The sequence below is a fragment of the Vibrio sp. 1F263 genome (genome assembly GCF_041439035.1).
Classification (GTDB): domain Bacteria; phylum Pseudomonadota; class Gammaproteobacteria; order Enterobacterales; family Vibrionaceae; genus Vibrio; species Vibrio tasmaniensis_A.
In genome coordinates, this window is sequence record NZ_JBGONI010000009.1 from 1 (window position 1) to 21,040 (window position 21,040).

Genomic DNA, 21,040 nt, shown 5'->3' on the forward strand with positions numbered 1-21,040 from the left:
AGAAATACGCGAAACGGGGTTGTTCTATCTTTAAATTTAATTACGCAACAAAGCCCTGTAGTTTCATGATTCGACTAACCCCTGATACTGAAAAATCATATTTATTTGGAGAACAATAACGTGATGATAATTTAATCTCAATGAGTTTCATAATAAATAATTGTAAATCTTTAAATGGGTTATATCTAATAGTAATACAATGCATTCGTGATGCGTGTCACATTTTTTGTCTTTGTAAATTTAATTTAAATTTCCACTACTAATACCCGTGTTATTTTAAGCTGTTGTTTTTTAGTTGTTTATTTTTGTCTGTTTTGTGATGTGAGACGTTTTTGGTTGTTTTTTGGACGACCTATAGGTTTAATCGATAGAGGGTATTTTCCTTAGATTGGTGGTGCTAAATATAATAATGGCGAATTTTAAACACCCCTTAAATAGGAATAAATAATGATTACTAAGCTATACGTTAAAACAAGCATGTTTTTATCACAATTCAAGAACGATGAGCGCGGTGTAACTGCAATTGAATATGGTCTTATTGCAGTAGCAATGGCTGTATTAGTAACAGCAGCAGTAGACACAACTGGTTTTATTGGCAAACTAGAAGGAGCGTTTAAAGAAGTAGGTAAAGCTATCACAAAGGCTAGCACCTAACATCAAGCCTCATTGGCTAATGTAGTTCATATCGAAAGATATTTGTGCCAGATCTATGCTTCCATTGGTCTGGCTCTATTAATTGTGAATATCAATTAAGACATGCGCTTATGCCAATCCATATAACTTAGGTAATATTTCTAATTTTGAGTTTTGAAGTCTATTTACTGATTTTGGCAATCTTGTGTGTCTATGTATCGGTTACTGATTTTTTGTTTCGCAAGATACAAAATCACGCATTGTTGATATTGATCTTTTTGCAATGTTTTCTATCACCGTTAGACATTCAGAGTATAAGTTTTTTACTGGTGTTAGGCGGAGGGCTGATAGTTTATGCCCTGATTTGGATTGGAGCCGGTGATATTAAATATGCCGCAGCTCTATCACTTACCATACCTGTCAACGATTTACATTGGGCGTTTGTTATGACGGCTTTTGCTGGCGGGTTTTTATCCGTGATTTATGTCGTAAAGAGCAAGCTGATAAGTAAAAAGCTAACAACAAGCATGTTGAACGATCGGCAAGGCATTCCATATGGGATAGCGATTAGCATTGGATTTTACTTGGTGATTTTAACTCAAAACACGCCACATATATAACCCTCCAAGAATGAGAACATTATGAGATCTCGACTGGTATTACTTGTTGCCATAGCTGCCGTAATAGTTGGTGTGCTAGGCGTTGTCGATTTGTTGAAGAGTGAACCTCAACCAACAACGGCCGCTGAAATGGTGGAAGAAAAGAACGAAGAGCATGTTGCCGTTTGGGTGACCACGGAACCTTATGGAAAAGGGCGTGCGGTCGATGCACAAGGTGTCGTTAAACAACAACTTCCTCTTAGTGAAGCATTAACGCTTGGTGTCAGAGAAGACGCACAAATCAGCTTTGCCCCCTCCATTTTGCTAAATCGCGACCTTAACGCTGGTGAGGTTGTACTGCCTGAATATCAAGTGATGCCTGACCAGCCCGGATACATCGATCTTTTGGTCACGGAAGGCATGACGTTATACCCACTTCAAGTGAGTGATACAAACCTCATTAACGATTACATCCGCCCTGGAACGTCCATCGATATCCTCACTGTGAGTTCTCCAAATGATAACTTAGCCGGAAATATTGATAAGCCGAAACGCTTTAGAGGAGTAAAGGCTTCAATGTTCCTTAAAAACGTCAAAGTACTCAATATTGGAAATGACGAAACTGGCGACAGTTCTATTACCGCTCGCGCTCCTAGTAAAGAGGATGGACTGACGACGGTGGTCATCGAAGTTAGTCCCGACGAGTTACCAAAACTTGCGCTGGCACAACGAACTATGCATATCGAAATTTACCGAACTCAAACCTATACACAACCTGAGTTTGCTGAGGTGCGCAATATTATCGATAACTATACGGGGATTGCTGAGTTACGTGGTAACGAAAATAACCCGAGAGAGGCTTTGTGATGATGATTCACCATCGAATCAAGCAAGTAATGTTTGCTTTCGTTTTAGCACCACTGATTGGCTTATTTTTTATAACCAACGCTTTTGCCGCCGATCGCTCTATCACGCTCAACGACGGTGAGCACATTCAGCTACAAAGCCCGATCGGTCAAGTGTTTATTAATAACCCTGATATCGTCGATTATAAAATAATCAATGACAACACACTTGTTGTGTTCGGCAATGGTATTGGTCAATCGCGATTAATTGTCTATGGCATTGATGACGATGTTCTGCTTTCAGATCGCATTATTGTCGATTTAGATTTAACTGATATTAGACGCCAACTCAAATTTCATTTCCCTGATGCCAAAGTCAAGGTTCAGTCCGTAGGAGAACAAGTTGCCGTTAGTGGCCTTGTTGATTCCGAAGCGACTCGTGACGACATCTATCGTTTGGTTGCCACTCTGCTTGGACGAGAAAAAACAGAGAAATGGGACAAAACAGTGAAACTGGAGTTTAAATCCGACCACGCAAATTATGAAGAACCCGAAAGCATGGTTTTTGCCCGAAATATGACATGGGAAGGGATCATAGAGCGTATAGAGGTCGCAACGACCCAGCAAGTGAACGTTAAGATATCGGTGGCTCAAGTATCGGAATCATTTGGGCAAACTGTTGGCGTTGATTGGAGTACAGTCGGTTCAAGTGTTGGCGAATTTGTGTTTGATCAATTTGATGCAGCAAACCTTAGTACCCTGATCACAGCGTTAGGTAATGATAAAATTGCGGAGGTTCTGGCTGAACCCAACTTAACCGTGCTATCGGGTGAGTCTGCCAGCTTCCTTGTAGGAGGGGAAGTGCCCGTTATTGTAACTTCTAATAGTAACGTGAACATATCTTTCAAAGAGTTCGGCATCAAACTTGACCTTACGGCAAAAGTACTTAGCCAAGATAGAATCCGAATGCAATTAGCCCCAGAGGTGAGCGAAGTCGAAGGCTATGTAGAAGCAGCAGGAATCAAAGTTCCGCAACTGGCTTCTCGACGTGCTTTGACAACCGTTGAGCTAGCGGATGGTGATAGCTTCGTCCTTGGTGGCTTAATGAGCAGTTCTGATTTGGAAAAAATGCAAAAAATTCCTTTTATTGGTGACATACCTGTACTCGGCGCGGCATTCCGAAAAGCCACCACTGAGAGAAAACGAACTGAGTTGATCATTGTTGCCACCGTGAATCTTGTTGAGCCGATGAAACCCAAAGACATTCAGCTGCCTTATATTAAGAAGACCTCTACATTGGCGCGTTGGTTAAACATTAGATGGGATGGCAAGGCGGTAACGTCTTCTGATGCAACGATTCGTCTATTGTCGCAAGGAGGGTTCATTCAATGAAAAAATCACTAATAATGGCGTTGTTTAACTTGTCACTTTTGGGTTGTGCTTCCGAGCAATACTTTGTCGGTCAAGGCGCTGAAGCCTTGGTCTACAAAGAGCAGCACAGTTTTGAGTTTGCTATGAAAAATCGAGATGAAACGACTAAGCAAATTACCGCTTTAATTCAAAATATTGAATTAATGGACAAAGAAGCAACCTATGCCGTGGATTACAAATCAATACGTAGCAAAGCAATGTTACAGTCGATCTTCGAGGAGTATCCATCACATGTCATAGCGCCGCAAAGAGTCTTATATCGAAGCGTTAAGTTATTACCGAGTGACTTAAAAATTCAGGTGACTTTAACGCGCTTGAAGACTCAAAAATGCGCACCAGCCCAGATTCATGTTCGGTTGAGGCAGCCAGACTGCTTTGCTGAGTCGATGCGTTTGAAGCAAGTAGCTTACAAGTCTCGTTTGGTAGGAGAGCAATAATGTTTGACTTGACTAAAGCATTAACAACAAAGGCCAAGCCAGTTCAGACTGGAACGCCAGGTTTTGCCGGATGTACTCTGTTTTATCAATCTCAAGAGTGTTTAGACCTAGTTCAAGAAGTTTTTCGATTTGAAGGATGGAATGATCTTGCATGCGTTAAAGCCGGTTTAACCAAACTGACAGAGCAACAAAGCAGCCAAATTGTGATTCTTGAGCTTAATGAGTCAAGCAATGTTGTTGAAGACGCAAAGTCTTTTGCTAGCACTGTGCCCACACATAAAGGGGTGGTGGTGATTGGTAAAGAAGATGCCATTTCTACACTTCGTTCTCTCAAGGACATGGGCTTCTATTACGTTTTCTGGCCAGTGAATAAACAGGAATTTGCTGATTTCTTAAACCACGTGAGCAAGAACCTTAAAACTTTCTCTGGTGTGAGCGAGAAACGAAAAGCAAAGCGCGTTGCGATTGTTGGTGCCAAAGGTGGCGTAGGTGCGTCGTTTATCACAACTGAGTTGGGCTCACTATTATCGACGCAAGGCTCAGACACGATTCTCGTCGATCATCAATATGCGGATACTAATATTGATGTATTGCTTGGGCTCAAAGACTTTAAGCCGCGAACCATTGATGAATTCACAGCGCCATTGCATGAAATGGATGACGAAGGGGCGTTGAGCTATTTAATCAATGCTCGCAAAAATTTACGTCTGTTGGCGATTGATGGCGATATGAGCCAAAACGATGTTCTTAATTACAACCAAACCTTATGTGAACTGTTAGCGCGTAATGCCAATTTCATTATTGAAGACTTTTCTGGTGGTGTGGATTTCAAGGTAGAGCCTCAACTATTGGTAGAAAACTTTGATGTGGTTGTATTGGTGTTCGACGCATCTGTCTCTTCAGTTAGAAGTGCAAAAAGACTGTTTGAGAAGGTGTCCAACTTACAACTCACGTTATCGTCGCGCACTCGCGTCATTACTGTGGTGAACTATCACCGCCCTGAAAACGCTTACGTCTTACAAAGCCCCGATCTTGCGAAGTATTTAGGCGCTGAAGTTGACCTCGAAATCGATTATTGCAAAGCATTGGCACACATTATTATCGATGGAAAACGTGGCCATAAGCATGATCGCCACATAAGTCGTTCTATGGAACAACTTGTGAAACTGATTAATGGTCAGCCTATGGACCAGAAGAGAATGAACTCTTGGTTTAAAAAGGTGCGTGTTAAATGAGTTCTAACAAAGATTTATACCTCGCGTTTCGTGGCCAGATATTCGAAGCCTTAGATGCAGAGGCGGTTCAGAAAATGAGCCGACGAGATCTTGAATCTCAGATACAAGCAGCTGTTGATCTATTGGCGAATAGCTATCAAAGACCGATTACTTCAATGATGAAGTCGGGGTTGGTAAAAAGCCTGATCGATGAACTGTTTGGTTTGGGGCCTTTGCAACCTTTGGTAGAAGACCAGTCCATTTCCGACATCATGGTGAATGGGCCCAACAACATCTTTTTTGAACGACACGGCAAGGTGCAAAAATCTGAAGTATCGTTTGTGAATGAAGAGCAGTTGCTAGCCATTGCCAAGCGGATTGCGTCACGTGTCGGGAGACGTGTAGATGAACTTTCTCCGACGGTTGACGCCAGATTAGAAGATGGCAGCCGTGTGAACATAGTGATTCCCCCAATCGCGTTGGATGGCACATCGATCTCTATCCGTAAGTTCAGAGAGCAGAATATCGGCTTTGAAGATTTGATTGGCTTTGGCTCGATGTCTCCAGACATGGCGAGAGTGCTGATGATTGCTTCTCGTTGCCGTATTAATGTGTTGATTTCTGGTGGTACAGGCTCAGGTAAAACTACGCTGCTCAACGCATTGTCTCAATATATCGCCGATGATGAACGTATCGTCACTATTGAAGATGCTGCCGAACTGCGTTTGCAACAACCCAATTTAGTTAGACTGGAAACGCGAACCTCAAGTGTTGAGCAAACCGGAGCGGTAACGCAGCGTGAGTTGGTGATCAACGCACTTCGTATGCGTCCAGACCGTATTATTCTTGGTGAGTGTCGTGGTTCTGAAGCGTTTGAAATGCTACAAGCCATGAACACGGGGCACGATGGGTCGATGTCGACATTGCACGCTAACACTCCACGTGATGCGATTGCTCGAGTGGAGTCGATGGTCATGATGGCTAACTTAAACCAGCCTCTTAGTGCTATCCGCAGAACAATTGTGAGTGCAGTTCAAATGATTGTTCAGGTTAACAGGTTACGCGATGGGTCTCGTAAAATTACAAGCATCTCTGAAATCGTCGGCCTAGAAGGTGACAGTGTGGTGATGGAAGAGATCTATCGTTTTCGTTATGACGATGCCCACTATGGCGAATCCGTCAAAGGCGAATTCGTCACCGACGGTATTATGCAACGATCTGAGTTGGTGAAAAAAGCGCAGTTCTTTGGGCTCTATGAAGAGCTTAAAGCATCGTTTAAGGGGGCGTAGCATGCTTTGGCTTTCGTTGATCCTTTTTGCGGTTGTGCTGATTTTAGTCAGAGATTCAAAGGTAAAAAAAGTTAATCAGTTTTTTAATATTGAAGAAGTAGAAGCTGAAAGTGTAAATGCCATTAACGTGAAGTCATTGGTACGTAAACATAACTTACAAAAGTTCAAAGAGTCCATTTCACCCACGCTAATGGTGTTGGGCCCACGTTCTTCTCTGTATATCACGCTATATATTTTGGGCTGCATCATCGCTTCTTGGTACATCGTTGTTGAGCTACTATCAATCTCCAATACGTGGTTGGTGCTGGGCTTATTTATTGTATTTAACTTATGTGGTTATCGGATCCTAGCTACAAAAAGACGTCGTGAATTTGAGAATACATTCCCAGATGCGTTGAACATTTTAATGAGTGCGGTGACTGCAGGTGACAGCTTAATGCAAGCCATCAGTTATGTCGGTGATGTTATGCACAACCAGATAGGCCGTGAATTTAAGCTCATGGGCGACCGACTTAAGTTGGGCGAGTCACCAGAAGTGGTGCTTCAACGATCGTGCAAAAACTACCCTTATCCAGAGTTTCTATTCTTTACCGTGACGATCCGGGCAAATATCGCTCGAGGTGGGCAGCTCAAAGGGGTGATGGCACGGCTGATTAGAGTGTTGGTAGACTCTCGAACATTAGAGAAAAAGAAAATGGCGATGACTTCGGAAGCTCGAGTTTCCGCCAAGGTCGTAGCATCTATTCCATTGATTTTTATGGTTATTCTCAACCACATCAATCCCGAGAATGTGAATTTTGTTCTCTACCATCCAGAGGGAAGAGTTGTACTGTTTTACGTGCTGGGTAGTGAGCTTTTGGGTTTATTTATTGTTTGGCTATTAGTCAGAGGGGTACGAGCATGATGTTATTAAGTTCTCTTATTGTGTTGTGTTTCGCAATACTCTTTTTGATCATCGATTCAATTCGTAAAGATCAACGACACAAGAAGGTGGCGCTCTATATTGGAGATAGCTCTGCGCGTGAGCCTTCTCGCGTTTACCGTTTGTTCGTTCGCTTTGGTAAAGAATATCGCCGCGAACTAGAGCAAAAAATGATAGAGGCAGGTTACTACAACACTGAGTGGGCAAAGTTCTATTTACCTGCCAAGTTGGCGGTATTAGGGTTGGTTTCTGGATTTGTGCTATTGGGAGATATGACATCAACAAACAAACTTATCGTGGTTGTTTTGTCGTTGATTGGCGTTATTGTCGTTCCAGATACCGTGCTGCAAATGCGACGTAAAATGTTGATCAGCAGAACTTCTGCCCAACTGCCGTATTTGCTAGATATGATGTCGGTATGCGTTCAAACCGGTATGACGATCGAGGCCGCGCTAGTTTATCTGGGCAAAGAACTTGCTGAATTTGATTCAGACCTTTGTTACCAAATCAAGCGCACTTCCGATTCTGCGAAAATACACGGATTGGAAAAGGCACTCAATGACCTGAGTGAACGCATCCCGACCCCTCCTGTAAGAAGCTTTGTACTGACTATCATCCAAAACTTGCAATACGGCACATCCGTGGCTCAAGTGTTAAGTGATCTTGCTGAAGATATGCGAAAAATTCAAATTCTTACGGTTGAGGAAAAGGTAGGTAAGCTTTCAGCGAAGATGAGTGTGCCTTTGATACTCCTCATTATGTTTCCGATTGTTATCTTGATTCTCGCGCCGAGTATCATGCAAATGACATTAAGCATCTAGGGTAACTACGAGTGATTGAAAAACGTGCTTTCCTCATTTTGTTAGTGCTGAGCGTACTAGCTGGTTGTCAATCGGCACCGTCACAACAAGCCTTGCAGCTTGCCGACGTCACTAGTATGGAAAAAGTGAACAACTATGACGGTCTTATTCAATATTACAAATCTAAGTTAGAACAGGGCTCGGAAGACCCAAAGGTAAAAGAGAAACTGGCTTGGGCATATTTTTATAAAGGGGATATTGAGTCGGCAGACTTCTATGTTCAACATTTACAAAAAGAGGGAGTTACAAATTCCAACTTGTATCAGTTAGAAGGACAAGTGTTCGATGCAAAAAACGACGTTGAAAGTGCTATTTCTGCCTATATAGCTTCTATCGATGCAGGAAACAAAACAGGCCAAATTCACGTTTTGCTCGGCGTGTCATACACCAAAATGGGAAAATATGATGAAGCTTACCAAGAGCTAAATCGAGCTCGTTTACGCGGTTATGACGATGTCGTTGTTAAGAACAACATTGCGATGATTCAACTGGCCAATGGTCAGTATCAACAGGCGATCGAAACGTTAGCTCCTATTTTAAAAGAAGACCCAGCAAATAAGATCGTAAAAGCAAATCTAGCGATCGCATTGTTGAAAACCCAGCAAATAGACTCGGCCAAAAAGTTACTTAAAGGCGATTTCTCAACGGAGGAAATTCAGAGCATTACCGATGAATTAACTCAACTAGGAGTTAATGATGAAGCGTCTTTATAATCAAAAAGGAACAACGGCAATTGAATTTGTGCTGGGTGCGCTCGTTCTGTTTTTCGCAACTTTTGCGATTTTCGAGTCGAGTTACCAAATCTACGTCGTGAACATGACCGAGTATTCGCTGAGAGAAACCATCAGGAATACCAAAATATATGAAGGCAAAGGGATCAACGAGCAGTACGAGAAAAAATTCAGGTTGTTAATTGAAAACGAAGATAATTTATGGAGTTTCTTAATAGATAGCTCACGATTTTCTATCGCTGGTCAGTACTTCAAAACCTACGACGATTTTATCGTGAACAAGGGGCATTCTGACCAAATGTTAAATTTCAATTATAATTTAGCCGAAATCACCGTGACTTACCGCTACACTCCGGTGATTAAATTGATTGGCGCTGCTGACAGGAATATTTCACGAACCATGGTTTTGAATTTGGAACATGAGGGGTGGAAAGATGATGCTCCTTAAGCAACGTGTGTTTTCTATAAAAAGCCAAAAAGGCTCATACACCATTGAGTTAGTTTTCGTTCTTGTCGCTCTGTGGGGCGTTTATCTGTTTGGGGCGGACTTGAGTCATCAGTTACTCGTACGTGCCAACTTGGATCGATCCAGTTTTGCTTTGGTCAATGTCATCAAAGAGCGTACTCGTTATTTTGAAGCCGATGTGTTGGCAGGAAAAAACTTAGCCGTGACCAACAGCGAGTTATTAGAGATGACGAAAGTAGCAAGCAGAATGCTTAATACACCAGTAGACAGTGTAGCAATCAAGATAGAGTCGTTGACTAATAAAGCTAACGTCACTGAGTTTTCGTCCAGAAAATATAGAAATTTAAATTGCCAAACAGATTCGATTATTGCCCATGCAGATCTAGCGCCGATAGAGAAGGGGGTTGTGTATCCACTGTACCGAATCAGTCTTTGTGAAGAGCAAAGTTCATGGTTTAAACCCTTCTTCAATGGTGGCACAAGTACTACGGTTAAGATTGGCTCTTCGTCAATAATGCCTGGGAGATAATGAAATGAAAATGCAGCACGAACGTCATATTAATCGCCAGCATATCAGTCTCCAACGACAACAGGGTGTTGCAGCGGTTTGGATGGGCTTATTGCTTGTCCCAATTATGGGAATGACCTTTTGGGCGGTTGAAGGCACACGTTATGTACAAGAGACCAGTCGATTGAGAGACTCTGCAGAGGCTGCCGCCATAGCGGTAACCATTGAAGATCAACCGGATCTGGCTCGCGGGTTAGCGACCAAATATGTTGAAAACTATGTACGCGACATTAAATCAACTAACCTCTCCACAAAGCGAGTTCATCAGCTTGAAAGCGAGGCGGCAGGGGTTCTTGAATATATCCAATACACAGTGAATGCTAGGACCACGCACGACTCTTGGTTCGCAAGCAGCTTTATCCCTTCATTTAACCAGCAACAAGATTTGGCGGGGCGTTCGTTAGCTCGAAAGTACCCAGTCTACCTTGGGGATAACAACATCGATATTGTTTTTGTCTCAGATTTTTCTGGTTCGATGAATGAAAAGTGGGGCTCAAATCGTAATAAGAAAATAGACGATTTGAAAACGGCCATCGATGGAATATCAAACAAAATCCTTTGCACATCGATTAAGCGAGTGCGTATAAATGGAGAGCTGAAAAACGTTTGTGATGAGCCTGGAGAAGATACAGCCGGAGACAAGCTGCTTAATCGAGTTGGTTTTGTGCCTTTTAACGTTCGAACGAGGGAGATCGTCTCGGGAAATAAAGCACGGGCGACAAGTCAGTTGAGCTACAAAGACAACTATAGAACGCACGTATCACCTTATTCCTACAACGATGTTGATTGGGATTATTGGAGTACGTATTCGGAAGATGATGTACTTGATTGTGCTGATGACAAGTCAAGTTGTCCAAGACCAAAAACAGATAATCGAAAGTACGCCAAGCGTATAAAGGATGTCATTGATTTAGATAACTATCGTGTTGCCGACGTATACAAATACGTTGATTTACCGACATCAGTGTCGACTATGTTTAATGATAAATCGGGATTAAAGTCCAATTTCTATCGTGTGAGTAGAACAGATCTATTTAACGCGCATGGATCTTCAAAATCGTCGCAGTTTTCTAACATTCGATTATCGAACAAGCTTTCAGAGTTAGACCCGATTAAATCGATGTGGGCAGCCGGAGGCACTGCGGCTTTTCAAGGCATATTGAGAGGCGCCCAGATTCTTCATGACGGTGACCCGAACAGTTCGAATCAAGAAGAACAGCAAGTCTATAACAAGAAAATTAAGATGCTGTTGATTCTAAGTGATGGGCAGGAAAGCCCTAATAACGGTATTCTCAAAGGGCTAGTCAAGAAAGGCATGTGTAACAAAGCAAGAAATGAAATACCAGGCCTATACATAGGAGTTATTGGTATCGATTTTAAAGCATCTCAACAAAGTGGTTTTCAAGACTGTGTTGTCAATCCAAAGCAAGACATCATCGATGTATCTAACCTAGATGAATTGATTAAAAAGATAGAAGAACTCATCCGTAAAGGCTCAAAAACAAGCGGAATAACTAAGTTGTACTAGAGGAAAATATGAAAAAGTTAATGATTGGTTCAATCGTCATATCGACATTGCAATTTAGCCTGATCGCCAATGCGGAAGAAGGCATCAGTGTCTATTGCGATACTGCGTTCAGTGAATATAAACATAGTGTCACGGTGAACGATGTCGTTGGTATCGCGCAGCATAGACAGGGCTTATTACAAATAGAACAGAAGTCTGATAACCGCGAACTCAAACAAGCATTAGCAGGTCAGTATAATCTAGGTCTGAATCAATCTGAATGTAGGACTTGGATCAGCAACCAAGAACGTCACGGATTGCTAGCAAGTCTTCATTTTGGTTTTGACCAACACAACTTAACGCCGATGGGGAGCAAATCATTGAGTCAGCTAGCCGCTGAGTTAAAGAGTAACGGCAGTTTAATTACGGTGGGTGGACACACTGACAGCACAGGCGCAGAAGGTTATAACCAAGCATTGGGGCTTCAAAGAGCACTGGCGACGTCAGATGGTTTGATTTCGGATGGTGTCGAGAAAAATCGCCTTGTTATTCGCTCATTTGGTGAAAGTAAACCTATAGCCTCTAATACAACTCCAGAGGGTAGAGCTAAGAATCGACGCTCAGAAATTTGGGTTTCTAAGGACGATAGTGTCGAATTAGAAAATTAAATATAGAGTGTTTAGGACTGCGAACCTATCAGTTGAGAAAACTAGATTCCGGTTATTATTTCAAGCAACAAAAAGCCCAAACAATGAACGTTGTTTGGGCTTTTTGTTTTCTCAGTACAGTGGTGAGTTTTAATTGAAAGTTTAGAATAGGTTCTTATCGCGCACGAGTTCGCGTGGTAAACCGTTCTTCACTCGGTTGCCAACCCACTTACCAAGGCCGATGATCGCACCATTGTACTTCACTAGTACTTCACCTTTGCCTGACAAGCCTTCAGGGCGAACATCGCGTCCCATGAACCATTCACGAGCATCTTCAATACTAAGGTCTACAATGTTGGCTTCATTGCCTGTTGCGAGCGTTGTCGCGACTTGGTGCTGCCAGCGGTAACCTTTTTTATGGGTTTCAGCGATCTTGATGCCCATGCGAGAGAAACGGAACTCACCGATCATAGGTTCTAGCGCTTCCGGGAATAGCCAAACGTCTTTGTCACGAATCCAAACTTGAGTATCACTTGGTAGTTCGATATCGAGTGCGCCCAGCAGTTGTTCAGCGACTTCTTGTTGAGCTTTCTTTGACGCTTTTTCAAATGGAAATTTGCCCAGACGTTTTTTCACTTCTGGTGGTGTTACAGACGCTAGTTTACGGATGCGCGCAACGAAAAAACCTTCTGAATCATACACTTGTGGGAAAATGTGTAGAAAGCCTTCTTCTGTCGTGGTTGCTTTAGCATTGTCGAATAAGTTTTCTAAAGACTCGAACTCAACCGCATCACCAAAGGTCTCTTTTAGGTGATGACACACTTGTTGGTTCTCTTCCGTGCTTAACGTACAGGTTGAGTAAACCAGCACGCCGTTAGGTTTGAGAGCATGAAAAGCACTTTCGATCAGATCTTTTTGAGTGTCAGCAATATCGACTACAGATTGATACGTCCAGTTCTTCATCGCATCGGCGTCTTTGCGAATGGTACCTTCACCAGAGCAGGGCGCGTCTAGCAGCACAGCATCAAACTGTTCTGGTAACCACCCACCGAAAACTCGACCATCAAAGTTACTGAGTGCGGCATTACGAACGCCACAACGTTCGATGTTGGCATGAAGAACTTTCACGCGGCTTGCTGCGTATTCATTGGCAACCAATACGCCGTGATTATTCATTAGCGCCGCGATTTGCGTTGTTTTAGAACCGGGTGCAGCCGCAGTGTCTAATACGGCTTGGTAGTCTGCCTCACTTTGGAAAAGTGCTGACGGTGGCATCATAGAACTGGCTTCTTGGATATAGAAAAGGCCAGACATGTGTTCTGCCGTATTACCTAGTGGCGCTTCACTTTCATCAGCTGTAATCCAAAACCCCGTTTCGCACCAAGGTACAGGTTCCAGTTCCCAGCCTTTCTCTTTTGCTCGTACTAAGAAGTCCTCAACACTGATTTTCAATGTGTTGACTCGAATACTTTTACGAAGTGGTTTTTGGCATGACGCGACAAAAGAAGCCATATCTAGATGACTAGGCATGATTGATTCGATGTGCGTTAGGAATTCTTCAGGAATATATACGTTAGCGTGCAAAAGAGTGTCTCGATTTATTGCATTAATGCGGGGGAGTTTAAAGCAAAATGAGGCCGTCCTAAACCATATTTATAGCAAACAACAAAAATGCAGCCGAATGGCTGCATTTTTGATGATGAATTATTCTTTGTTAAGCGGTATTAATTTGCCTGGAGCTTCTGAGGGTTCACTCTATGGGCGAGGAATTGCGGTTCTCCATGATTTCCACTCATCTTCGGCTTTAGGATAGAGATAGAAAGACTGATCTTCGTTTGCCACTGGCTGAAGCTCATTGGTCGGTGGCGTTGAGAATGTAATACCACCTCTTAACAAGCTGTCTACCGTTCCAGCTTTGATGTTTGCACCAGAGAGACCGATAGAGACATCGACGCCCGACACGTTCCAAAACACGGTGTTTGCGCGGATCAGATACGCGTAGTCAGGTTCGATTTGAATCGTAGAGATGATTCGATCAGCAAACTCGCCTAGTTGAACATCGATAACACTACCGATTTCTAGTTCTCGAAATAGGATCGGTGTGCCTTCTGATACCGAGCCTCGCGTTTCGCTTTGTAGCTGGAATATCTTGCCTTCAGGCTGCACTGGCCCCTTGCTCAGCTTAAATTTCGTATTTATGTCACCATTGCCCGGGTCTACGTTGATGTGCTTAGAGAGCAGTGCAGAGACGTTTTTGATGCCATTGAGGCCGATTTCAGGTTCTGCTAACCAGAAGTGACTCTTCGCAACGGCAATCTTGTCTACGTACTCAGGTAAAATACGCGCAGTAATTTCAATACCGCCTTTATTGAAGTTAGGAATCACCAAGGTAACCTCACCGACGGTGACGCCTTGATATTTGATCGCCATGCCTTTGCTGACTTCTTGATCGCCTGAAGAGGTAATCGTAATCGCACGACCAAATTTTCGCGCGGATTTCGAATCTTTATAAAGTTTCCACACATCACCGAGTTTGTTGTCGATTCCCGGAAGAGAGTCAAAAGCAATACCGCCTTGAATAAGCGTTTTAACGGGTGCTGCTTTAATACTGATACCCGATAGCGACGCATCAATCTCAACGCCTGAGCGGTTCCAGAAAACAGTATGTTCATTGAGTAAGTGTGTGTAACGATTTTCGATCGTGACTTTGATTCTCACGCCACCATCGACAAGCTGAAAATCAGAAATGCTACCTACTTGTAGGTTGCGGTAGAGTAGTGGGCTTCCTTTAGAAATTGAAGGTAGCTCGCTCGCAAACAACGAAAGCGTCTTTGAGCCAGACTGATTAAACTTGGCGATTTCTGCTAACGATTTGCTTTGGAAAAGCTGATAGTCAGTTCGTGCTTTCGACTGACCTTCGCTAACAAAGCTAATTGAGCCAGTAAGAAGTTGTTTTGCCGGTGGAACCGTCACACTTAAGCCAGATTCGGTTAGCTCTGCAGTTGCACTGCCTGTCACAAAGAAACGGTTATGGCTTTTGATTAGGTGAGCATATTCGTTATCGATAAGTGCATCCAAAAACACTTCGTGCTTATCAGAGCCAGTACCTACACCATCGACTAAACCTACTTGGATGATAGAGCCAACAGCAATGCCTTTGTAGAGTAGCTGTGTACCGACATCTAACCCGAATGAATTGTTCGATGTTAAGCGAATCGCAACGGATTTTTCTTGTTCTTGACTGAACTCATTTTTGCGAATCGCAGTAAATCGACGCGCTTTTTCACCCTCACCTGGAACTAAGGTTAGAAAGTTCCCCGTGACTAAGTTGGCAATATTTTTCATTCCAGTAAGTGATAGTTCAGCTTCCTCTAAAACGAATTGACTGCCGCTATTTAAAAAGTCACTGAATGCCGGTTGGATTGCAGCCGATGCCACGACGTTTTCACGCCCTTCGCTTAAAGATAGGTCAGTGATTTGACCGATTTCGATGCCTCGATACATGATCGGAGCGCCCGTTGCACTGATCTTGTTGTCGTCGGGTACGGCTATCTTGATCGAGATACCACGACCGGCTGTTTTCAAATCTGGGTAAAGTTTGAATTTGGTGTTCATCTCGACAGGCTGACCTTCTCCCGGAGAGTCGACCGCAATTGAACCGCCAAGCAGAGCACTGAGGCTTTCTAAGCGTACGTCGACACCAGAAAATCCGATACTGGCACCTAAGCCACTGACATTCCAAAAACGGCTTTGGTCGGTAATGATATGGCTGTATTCATCTTTAATCGCCGCTTGAATCGTCACGGATTTTGCATTGTCGTTTAGCTGGTAGTTGTAAACCTCACCAATTGGAATTTTACGATAAACGATTTGAGAGCCAACAGACACCCCCCCCAGGTCTTTGGTCGTCAATGAAATATTCAGGCCTTCCGAAGCCAATAAGTCAGAAGGGGATGATTCTAAGGCCTGGAAAACGGTTTCTGGTTCTTGCTTGGTTTCGCTAGGATGGATAGCAATATAGTTACCTGAAACAAGCGCATCTAACCCTGAGATACCAGACAAACTTGCTGTTGGTTTTACGAGCCAGAAACGCGTGCCTTTTGAGAGTAGCTTTTTCGCTTCAGGGTAGATGTCAGCATCGACATAGATGCTCGATAAATCTTTGGACAAGGTAATGTCGCGCACCATACCTACCTCTAAGCCTTGGTAGCGAATTGTCGTTCGACCTGCGACTAAACCTGCGGCATCTGAGAAATATATCTGCACACGTTGTCCTGCATCGTGTATCGATTTCATGACCAACCAACCCGCTAATGCGACGGTTAGTATCGGCAGGATCCACAAAGGGGAAATACCTTTGTTTTTCCTGACTTCTGGTGAATATGACGTTTGTGATTGGTTATCGTTGTTCATTCACTGACTCATCTTTAGAGGTGTAGTTATCCCAAATTATCCTAGGATCTAAGCTTTCCGCTGCCAGCATCGTGAGAACAACCACGACGCCAAAAGCGACTGCACCATAACCTGGTGTAAAGTTTAAAATTTGTCCACGGTCGACCAAGGTCATCATGATCGAAATAACGAACAGATCCATTACCGACCACTTTCCCACCCATTTCACAATGAAATAGATGGTCATACGTTGTCTATGGTAAACCGCACGCTTCATTTTGATACAAATTAAGATATACGTTAGACCAAGTATTTTCGCGACAGGCACGACGATACTGGCAATAAAAATGATTGCTGCGATGCCATACATGTCGCTATTAATTAGCGAAGCGACACCGGAGATGATGGTGTCTTCTAATCTTTGTCCGTTTGTTATCACGATAGAAATTGGAATGACGTTGGCCGGCACGATAGCCACTGAGGCGGCAAAAAGTAGAGCCCATGTCTTTTGTACAGAGTAGGGTTTGCGATGATATAAGTCATGGTGACAACGCACGCAAGTGTGCCCGTCAGGCTGAGACAGGTGACAGTTATGACAGTGTACGTTCTTACTTTGTTCGAAAGAGTAGTCAGACTCTTTAGCCCAAGCTTCCCAGTAGCGACGCACACTGATTCGGCTTACCAGCAACACACTGAAAAGCTGCAGTAGAATCAGACCAACTAAACCAGGGCCGACGAAAATATCTGAGTAATCTTGTAATTTGAAGCACGAGATTGCCACGCTCACCAGAAATACATCCAACATCATCCAGTGCTTAAGTGTCTGAATGATAACTAATGCATAACGAAATGGTGTGAAAATCTTAAAGCGCAAGGATAAATGGGTGATGAGTACCGAGGTACAAACAAGTAACGGGGCGATCGAACTGCAGAATAAGATCAACAAGCCAAGTAGAGGGAAGCCTTCACCCATTAAAGTAAATACGCCAGATGGTAATGTCGCAGGTATCATGACACCAATCAGGCGAATACTGATGAATTCAAAAAAGTGTGAGGGGATAAACAGCAATAAGCAGGTAATAGCGATTGCAAGGTTTCCAGACAGGCTAGGGGTACCGCCTCTATAAAGCTGAGTACCGCATCTTGGGCAGTAAGCGGATTTCCCCAAAGGGATATCCATTTTATCAACGGGAAGTTCGCAGCCCTGACAAAGACGTACAGAGCTACTGTCGCACTGGTGCTGAGTCGATAGCTGCTGCTTAGTTGATAAAGGGTTGGTTACGAATGGGGAGGTCACGCGACCTCCCAAGTTGAAACACTAATCAGACTTTTAACCTGATTTAAATGCCTAGAACAACTCTGATTTAAATCTTTAGAACAATAAACATCAGGCGTGCGATTGCACACTGCCATAGAGTGTTTGATATAATCCTTGTTGTTCAACCAATTCACCATGTGTTCCTGTCTGTGTAACTTGCCCATCTTCTAAAACATAGATTAGATCGGCCTGTTTCACCGCTGATAATCGATGAGCCACTATCAAAGTTGTGCGATCTTTCAAAAACTCGCTCAGCGCTTTATGCAGTGCTGACTCTGTTGCTGTATCGAGTGCTGATGTCGCTTCATCTAGAATAACAAACTTAGGATTGCTCAGCACCATTCGGGCTATAGCTAAGCGTTGTCGTTGCCCGCCAGACAGTCGAACGCCATTCCTACCAATTTGTGTATCTAAGCCATTACTCAGTTGCTTGATGACATCTTGCATTTGAGAGACTTCAAGTGCTCGCCACAACGACATTTCATCGTATTCAGCACCAAGGGTCAGATTATGCCTTAATGTATCGTTAAAAAGTATAGGTTGTTGTAAAACAACGGCAATTTGACTGCGTATTACATCGAAACTGATGTCGTCGGTGGTTTCACCGTTATAACGAATGCATCCAGAGTCCGCTTGATAAACACCAATCAGTAACTGGATTAACGTAGATTTACCACCACCACTCGCACCCACCAAAGCGACTTTCTTACCTGCAGGAATGTGCAGCGATAGACTATTTAAAACAGTGTTTTCTAATGTGTAAGAGAATGTAACGTCTTCAATGTCGACTGTCACTTCTTGATCTTCATTAAATGGGTTCACTTTACTGATAGGGCGCTTCTCTTCTTCTAACTGAAGAAGGTCGTTGATGCGCTGAAGTGCTGCTTTTGCGCTATACCAAGAGAATTGAATCCCTAGCAGCTCTTGAACCGGGCCTAACATGAACCACAAGTAACCAAATACCGCGAAAATCTGACCAATCGTTAAGTCGCTGAATAACACCATTAGCATCGCGACGGCACGGAAAAGCTCGAAACCTAATAAGAACAGAAGAAACGAAACACGGCCAGCAGCTTCTGATTGCCAAGCGTATTTGTCTGCATCGACTCTCACTTGGTTTGCTTGAACCTTAAGTTCATCGAGAAAGATACGTTCCTTGTTTGCCGCACGCAGTTGGTAAATACCGTCTAAGGTTTCCACTAAACGGTTTTGAAAGCGCTCGAAAGATTGGTTCTCATACTTTTTAAGGTGTTTAACTCTGCTACCTAGTTTACGGGAGAAATAAATCACAACAGGATTGACCAGTAAAATGAACAGTCCTAAACGCCACTCTAACCATAGCAACACGATAGCGGTACCGAAAACGGTTAAGAAGCTAATTATGAACTTAGATAGAGTCGAACCAATGAACTTATCTATTGTCTCTATGTCTGTTATCAGGTGAGCATTAATACCGCCACTGCCTTTGGTCTCGTATTGTCTAATACTAATGCGGCCAAGCTTATCTATCATCTTGCTGCGCATTTGATAGGTAATTGTTTTTGAGACAAGCGTGAATTGACGCCCTTGTAGAATGTTCAACGCTTGGCTAACAGTACGCATGATTATGACTAACAGCAAAGTCAGTGCAATATAGCCAGTTGGTGTCTGCAACGATGTTGGAAGTAGATGGTTCATCATCTCTAAGCCAGAAGCCGGCTTATCAAGTAATACTTCATCAACCATTAATGGCATGAGCAACGGGATAGGGACACTAATGAGAGTTGCAAGTATGGCAATAATGTTAGCAAACAGTAATTTGGACTTGTGTTTTTTTACTTGAGTTATTAACCAAGAACGGCTAATAGTGTCTTCTGAATTGGTCATTGTAATGAGAATAAGTCCTATTTAGTTTGATGGCCGCATTTTACTGCGTTCTCTTGATAATGGAAGTCTCAATTTAATTGGAAGTTAATATGAAAATAGAACATTACCAACGCTTAACCAAACAAGCCGTTGCATTAATTGAATCAGAACCCGATCTAACTGCTAATCTAGCTAATATCAGCTCATTATTATTCATGGAGTTGGATGAATTAAATTGGGCTGGTTTCTATTTAATGAAGCAGGACCAAGCTAAGGAAAAAGACGAACTTGTACTTGGCCCATTTCAAGGTCAACCGGCTTGTGTTCGAATTCCGGTAGGGCGTGGTGTGTGTGGAACTGCGGTCGCGACGAATACAGTTCAGCGCATTTATGATGTTCATGAATTCGAAGGACACATCGCTTGTGACGCTGCAAGTAACTCAGAAATCGTTATACCATTTTCGATTGACGGGGAAATAGCGGGCGTTCTTGATATCGATAGCCCAAATGTTGGTCGTTTTTCTCAAATTGACGAGGACGGATTAACATTTTTCATGGCAGAAGTGGAAAAGCTGCTTAATTCGCACGCGAACAAGGCATAAATTATTCTCTTACTGTGGTTTTTCCCAAGCATCTCTCTATAATACGTAAAAATATTTTCTTAATGCTCGCGGAAAACCGCAAAAACCAGGAACCCACATGGAAAACACTGAAAAGTTAAAAAACAGCAAAGAAGTTATCGCATATGTTGCTGAATGTTTCCCTAAATGCTTTACTCTAGAAGGTGAAGCGAAACCACTTAAAATTGGTATTTTTCAAGATCTTGCTGAACGTCTAAATGAAGACGAAAAAGTAAGTAAGACTCAGCTTCGTGCAGCGTTAAGACAGTACACATCATCATGGCGTTACCTGCACGGCGTAAAAGCTGGCGCAGAACGTGTTGACCTAGACGGCAACGTATGTGGCACACTAGAAGAAGAGCACGTTGAGCACGCTAAAGCGACACTTGCAGAAAGCAAAGCGAAAGTTCAGGCTCGTCGTAAAGAACAAGCACAGAAAGCTCGTGACGAAGGCAAAGCGAAAGCTAAAGCGAAGAAAGCTCAACAGCCTCGTCGTCAAGCGCCTAAAGCACCGAAAGTAGAAAAACCTGTAGAAACACGCGCTTTGAACGCCGATGAATTTATCACTGGTAAAGAAGTAAATGTGAACATGGGTACGGGAAACATGGCTGCGACCATTGTTGAAATCAATAAGGAAGATGTGCGTGTTCAGTTAGCAAACGGCCTACAAATGGTTGTTAAAGCGGAGCACTTGCGCGCTTAAAGGAGATACTCCT

Annotated in this window: 20 protein-coding genes; 16 read left to right on the top strand and 4 right to left on the bottom strand. The window is 43.1% G+C overall.

Annotated features, from left to right (window positions below):
- The first annotated feature begins 447 nt into the window (after window positions 1-447).
- The 14 genes from ACED25_RS08320 to ACED25_RS08385 all read left to right on the top strand — a co-directional run bounded on the left by ACED25_RS08320 (window position 448) and on the right by ACED25_RS08385 (window position 12,170).
- On the top strand, window positions 448-654 hold the full coding sequence (locus ACED25_RS08320) for a Flp family type IVb pilin (protein WP_371695060.1): 207 nt from the start codon (window positions 448-450) through the stop codon (window positions 652-654).
- 146 nt (window positions 655-800) lie between these two features.
- Window positions 801-1,253, top strand: a complete 453-nt coding sequence (locus ACED25_RS08325) for a prepilin peptidase (RefSeq protein ID WP_371695061.1) — start codon at window positions 801-803, stop codon at window positions 1,251-1,253.
- 21 nt (window positions 1,254-1,274) lie between these two features.
- On the top strand, window positions 1,275-2,099 hold the full coding sequence (gene cpaB, locus ACED25_RS08330; RefSeq protein WP_371695062.1) for a Flp pilus assembly protein CpaB: 825 nt from the start codon (window positions 1,275-1,277) through the stop codon (window positions 2,097-2,099).
- Entirely contained in the window at window positions 2,099-3,469 is a 1,371-nt protein-coding gene (locus ACED25_RS08335) for a type II and III secretion system protein family protein (protein WP_371695063.1), read from the top strand. The genes cpaB and ACED25_RS08335 overlap by 1 nt, the downstream gene beginning before the upstream one ends.
- Complete coding sequence (locus ACED25_RS08340) at window positions 3,466-3,945, top strand: hypothetical protein (RefSeq protein ID WP_371695064.1); 480 nt, start codon at window positions 3,466-3,468, stop codon at window positions 3,943-3,945. Before ACED25_RS08335 ends, ACED25_RS08340 begins: the two co-directional genes overlap by 4 nt.
- Window positions 3,945-5,180 carry a CpaE family protein gene (locus tag ACED25_RS08345; protein ID WP_371695065.1) on the top strand — a complete coding sequence of 412 codons (1,236 nt, stop codon included), beginning with the start codon at window positions 3,945-3,947 and terminating at the stop codon, window positions 5,178-5,180. The genes ACED25_RS08340 and ACED25_RS08345 overlap by 1 nt, the downstream gene beginning before the upstream one ends.
- On the top strand, window positions 5,177-6,448 hold the full coding sequence (locus tag ACED25_RS08350) for a CpaF family protein (protein ID WP_371695066.1): 1,272 nt from the start codon (window positions 5,177-5,179) through the stop codon (window positions 6,446-6,448). The genes ACED25_RS08345 and ACED25_RS08350 overlap by 4 nt, the downstream gene beginning before the upstream one ends.
- A 1-nt stretch (window position 6,449) precedes the next feature.
- A complete protein-coding gene (locus tag ACED25_RS08355; protein WP_371695067.1) occupies window positions 6,450-7,352 on the top strand; it encodes a type II secretion system F family protein in 903 nt (300 codons plus the stop codon).
- The gene (locus ACED25_RS08360; protein ID WP_371695068.1) at window positions 7,349-8,191 is read left to right on the top strand and encodes a type II secretion system F family protein; all 843 of its coding nucleotides are present in this window, start codon (window positions 7,349-7,351) and stop codon (window positions 8,189-8,191) included. Before ACED25_RS08355 ends, ACED25_RS08360 begins: the two co-directional genes overlap by 4 nt.
- An 11-nt stretch (window positions 8,192-8,202) precedes the next feature.
- Window positions 8,203-8,943 carry a tetratricopeptide repeat protein gene (locus ACED25_RS08365; RefSeq protein ID WP_371695069.1) on the top strand — a complete coding sequence of 247 codons (741 nt, stop codon included), beginning with the start codon at window positions 8,203-8,205 and terminating at the stop codon, window positions 8,941-8,943.
- Window positions 8,927-9,409 (top strand): TadE/TadG family type IV pilus assembly protein, encoded by a 483-nt coding sequence (locus tag ACED25_RS08370; RefSeq protein WP_371695114.1) that lies wholly within the window; start codon window positions 8,927-8,929, stop codon window positions 9,407-9,409. Before ACED25_RS08365 ends, ACED25_RS08370 begins: the two co-directional genes overlap by 17 nt.
- On the top strand, window positions 9,399-9,956 hold the full coding sequence (tadF, locus tag ACED25_RS08375) for a tight adherence pilus pseudopilin TadF (RefSeq protein ID WP_371695115.1): 558 nt from the start codon (window positions 9,399-9,401) through the stop codon (window positions 9,954-9,956). Before ACED25_RS08370 ends, tadF begins: the two co-directional genes overlap by 11 nt.
- 10 nt (window positions 9,957-9,966) lie before the next feature.
- On the top strand, window positions 9,967-11,523 hold the full coding sequence (locus ACED25_RS08380) for a TadE/TadG family type IV pilus assembly protein (RefSeq protein ID WP_371695116.1): 1,557 nt from the start codon (window positions 9,967-9,969) through the stop codon (window positions 11,521-11,523).
- A gap of 8 nt (window positions 11,524-11,531) precedes the next feature.
- Window positions 11,532-12,170: an OmpA family protein gene (locus ACED25_RS08385; protein WP_371695070.1), complete on the top strand. Its 639-nt coding sequence runs from the start codon at window positions 11,532-11,534 to the stop codon at window positions 12,168-12,170.
- A gap of 141 nt (window positions 12,171-12,311) precedes the next feature.
- On the opposite strand, the gene rsmF is transcribed toward ACED25_RS08385, so the two are convergent.
- From rsmF to ACED25_RS08405, 4 genes are all read right to left on the bottom strand, one after another.
- Window positions 12,312-13,733: a 16S rRNA (cytosine(1407)-C(5))-methyltransferase RsmF gene (gene rsmF / locus ACED25_RS08390; RefSeq protein WP_371695071.1), complete on the bottom strand. Its 1,422-nt coding sequence runs from the start codon at window positions 13,731-13,733 to the stop codon at window positions 12,312-12,314.
- A 171-nt stretch (window positions 13,734-13,904) separates the two neighbouring features.
- Window positions 13,905-16,562: an MlaD family protein gene (locus tag ACED25_RS08395; RefSeq protein ID WP_371695072.1), complete on the bottom strand. Its 2,658-nt coding sequence runs from the start codon at window positions 16,560-16,562 to the stop codon at window positions 13,905-13,907.
- A complete protein-coding gene (locus tag ACED25_RS08400) occupies window positions 16,549-17,850 on the bottom strand; it encodes a PqiA/YebS family transporter subunit (RefSeq protein WP_371695073.1) in 1,302 nt (433 codons plus the stop codon). The genes ACED25_RS08395 and ACED25_RS08400 overlap by 14 nt, the downstream gene beginning before the upstream one ends.
- Window positions 17,851-17,928: 78 nt before the next feature.
- Entirely contained in the window at window positions 17,929-19,725 is a 1,797-nt protein-coding gene (locus ACED25_RS08405; RefSeq protein ID WP_371695074.1) for an ABC transporter ATP-binding protein, read from the bottom strand.
- Window positions 19,726-19,814: 89 nt separating this feature from the next.
- Between ACED25_RS08405 and ACED25_RS08410 the strand changes: the two genes are divergently transcribed.
- Window positions 19,815-20,306, top strand: coding sequence for a GAF domain-containing protein (locus tag ACED25_RS08410; RefSeq protein ID WP_371695075.1), 492 nt, complete (start codon window positions 19,815-19,817; stop codon window positions 20,304-20,306).
- Between the two features lie 97 nt (window positions 20,307-20,403).
- On the top strand, window positions 20,404-21,027 hold the full coding sequence (gene proQ / locus ACED25_RS08415) for an RNA chaperone ProQ (protein WP_009846654.1): 624 nt from the start codon (window positions 20,404-20,406) through the stop codon (window positions 21,025-21,027).
- Window positions 21,028-21,040: the final 13 nt, after the last annotated feature.

What these genes read in the sequence shown, in the direction of transcription:
- tadF (WP_371695115.1), top strand. Translation starts at nt 9,399, where the DNA reads ATGCTCCTTAAGCAACGTGTGTTTTCTATAAAAAGCCAAAAAGGCTCA.
- ACED25_RS08320 (WP_371695060.1), top strand. Translation starts at nt 448, where the DNA reads ATGATTACTAAGCTATACGTTAAAACAAGCATGTTTTTATCACAATTC.
- ACED25_RS08335 (WP_371695063.1), top strand. Translation starts at nt 2,099, where the DNA reads ATGATGATTCACCATCGAATCAAGCAAGTAATGTTTGCTTTCGTTTTA.
- ACED25_RS08360 (WP_371695068.1), top strand. Translation starts at nt 7,349, where the DNA reads ATGATGTTATTAAGTTCTCTTATTGTGTTGTGTTTCGCAATACTCTTT.
- ACED25_RS08385 (WP_371695070.1), top strand. Translation starts at nt 11,532, where the DNA reads ATGAAAAAGTTAATGATTGGTTCAATCGTCATATCGACATTGCAATTT.
- ACED25_RS08340 (WP_371695064.1), top strand. Translation starts at nt 3,466, where the DNA reads ATGAAAAAATCACTAATAATGGCGTTGTTTAACTTGTCACTTTTGGGT.
- ACED25_RS08405 (WP_371695074.1), bottom strand. Translation starts at nt 19,725, where the DNA reads ATGACCAATTCAGAAGACACTATTAGCCGTTCTTGGTTAATAACTCAA.
- ACED25_RS08370 (WP_371695114.1), top strand. Translation starts at nt 8,927, where the DNA reads ATGAAGCGTCTTTATAATCAAAAAGGAACAACGGCAATTGAATTTGTG.
- ACED25_RS08395 (WP_371695072.1), bottom strand. Translation starts at nt 16,562, where the DNA reads ATGAACAACGATAACCAATCACAAACGTCATATTCACCAGAAGTCAGG.
- cpaB (WP_371695062.1), top strand. Translation starts at nt 1,275, where the DNA reads ATGAGATCTCGACTGGTATTACTTGTTGCCATAGCTGCCGTAATAGTT.
- ACED25_RS08345 (WP_371695065.1), top strand. Translation starts at nt 3,945, where the DNA reads ATGTTTGACTTGACTAAAGCATTAACAACAAAGGCCAAGCCAGTTCAG.
- proQ (WP_009846654.1), top strand. Translation starts at nt 20,404, where the DNA reads ATGGAAAACACTGAAAAGTTAAAAAACAGCAAAGAAGTTATCGCATAT.
- ACED25_RS08410 (WP_371695075.1), top strand. Translation starts at nt 19,815, where the DNA reads ATGAAAATAGAACATTACCAACGCTTAACCAAACAAGCCGTTGCATTA.
- ACED25_RS08380 (WP_371695116.1), top strand. Translation starts at nt 9,967, where the DNA reads ATGCAGCACGAACGTCATATTAATCGCCAGCATATCAGTCTCCAACGA.
- ACED25_RS08355 (WP_371695067.1), top strand. Translation starts at nt 6,450, where the DNA reads ATGCTTTGGCTTTCGTTGATCCTTTTTGCGGTTGTGCTGATTTTAGTC.
- ACED25_RS08350 (WP_371695066.1), top strand. Translation starts at nt 5,177, where the DNA reads ATGAGTTCTAACAAAGATTTATACCTCGCGTTTCGTGGCCAGATATTC.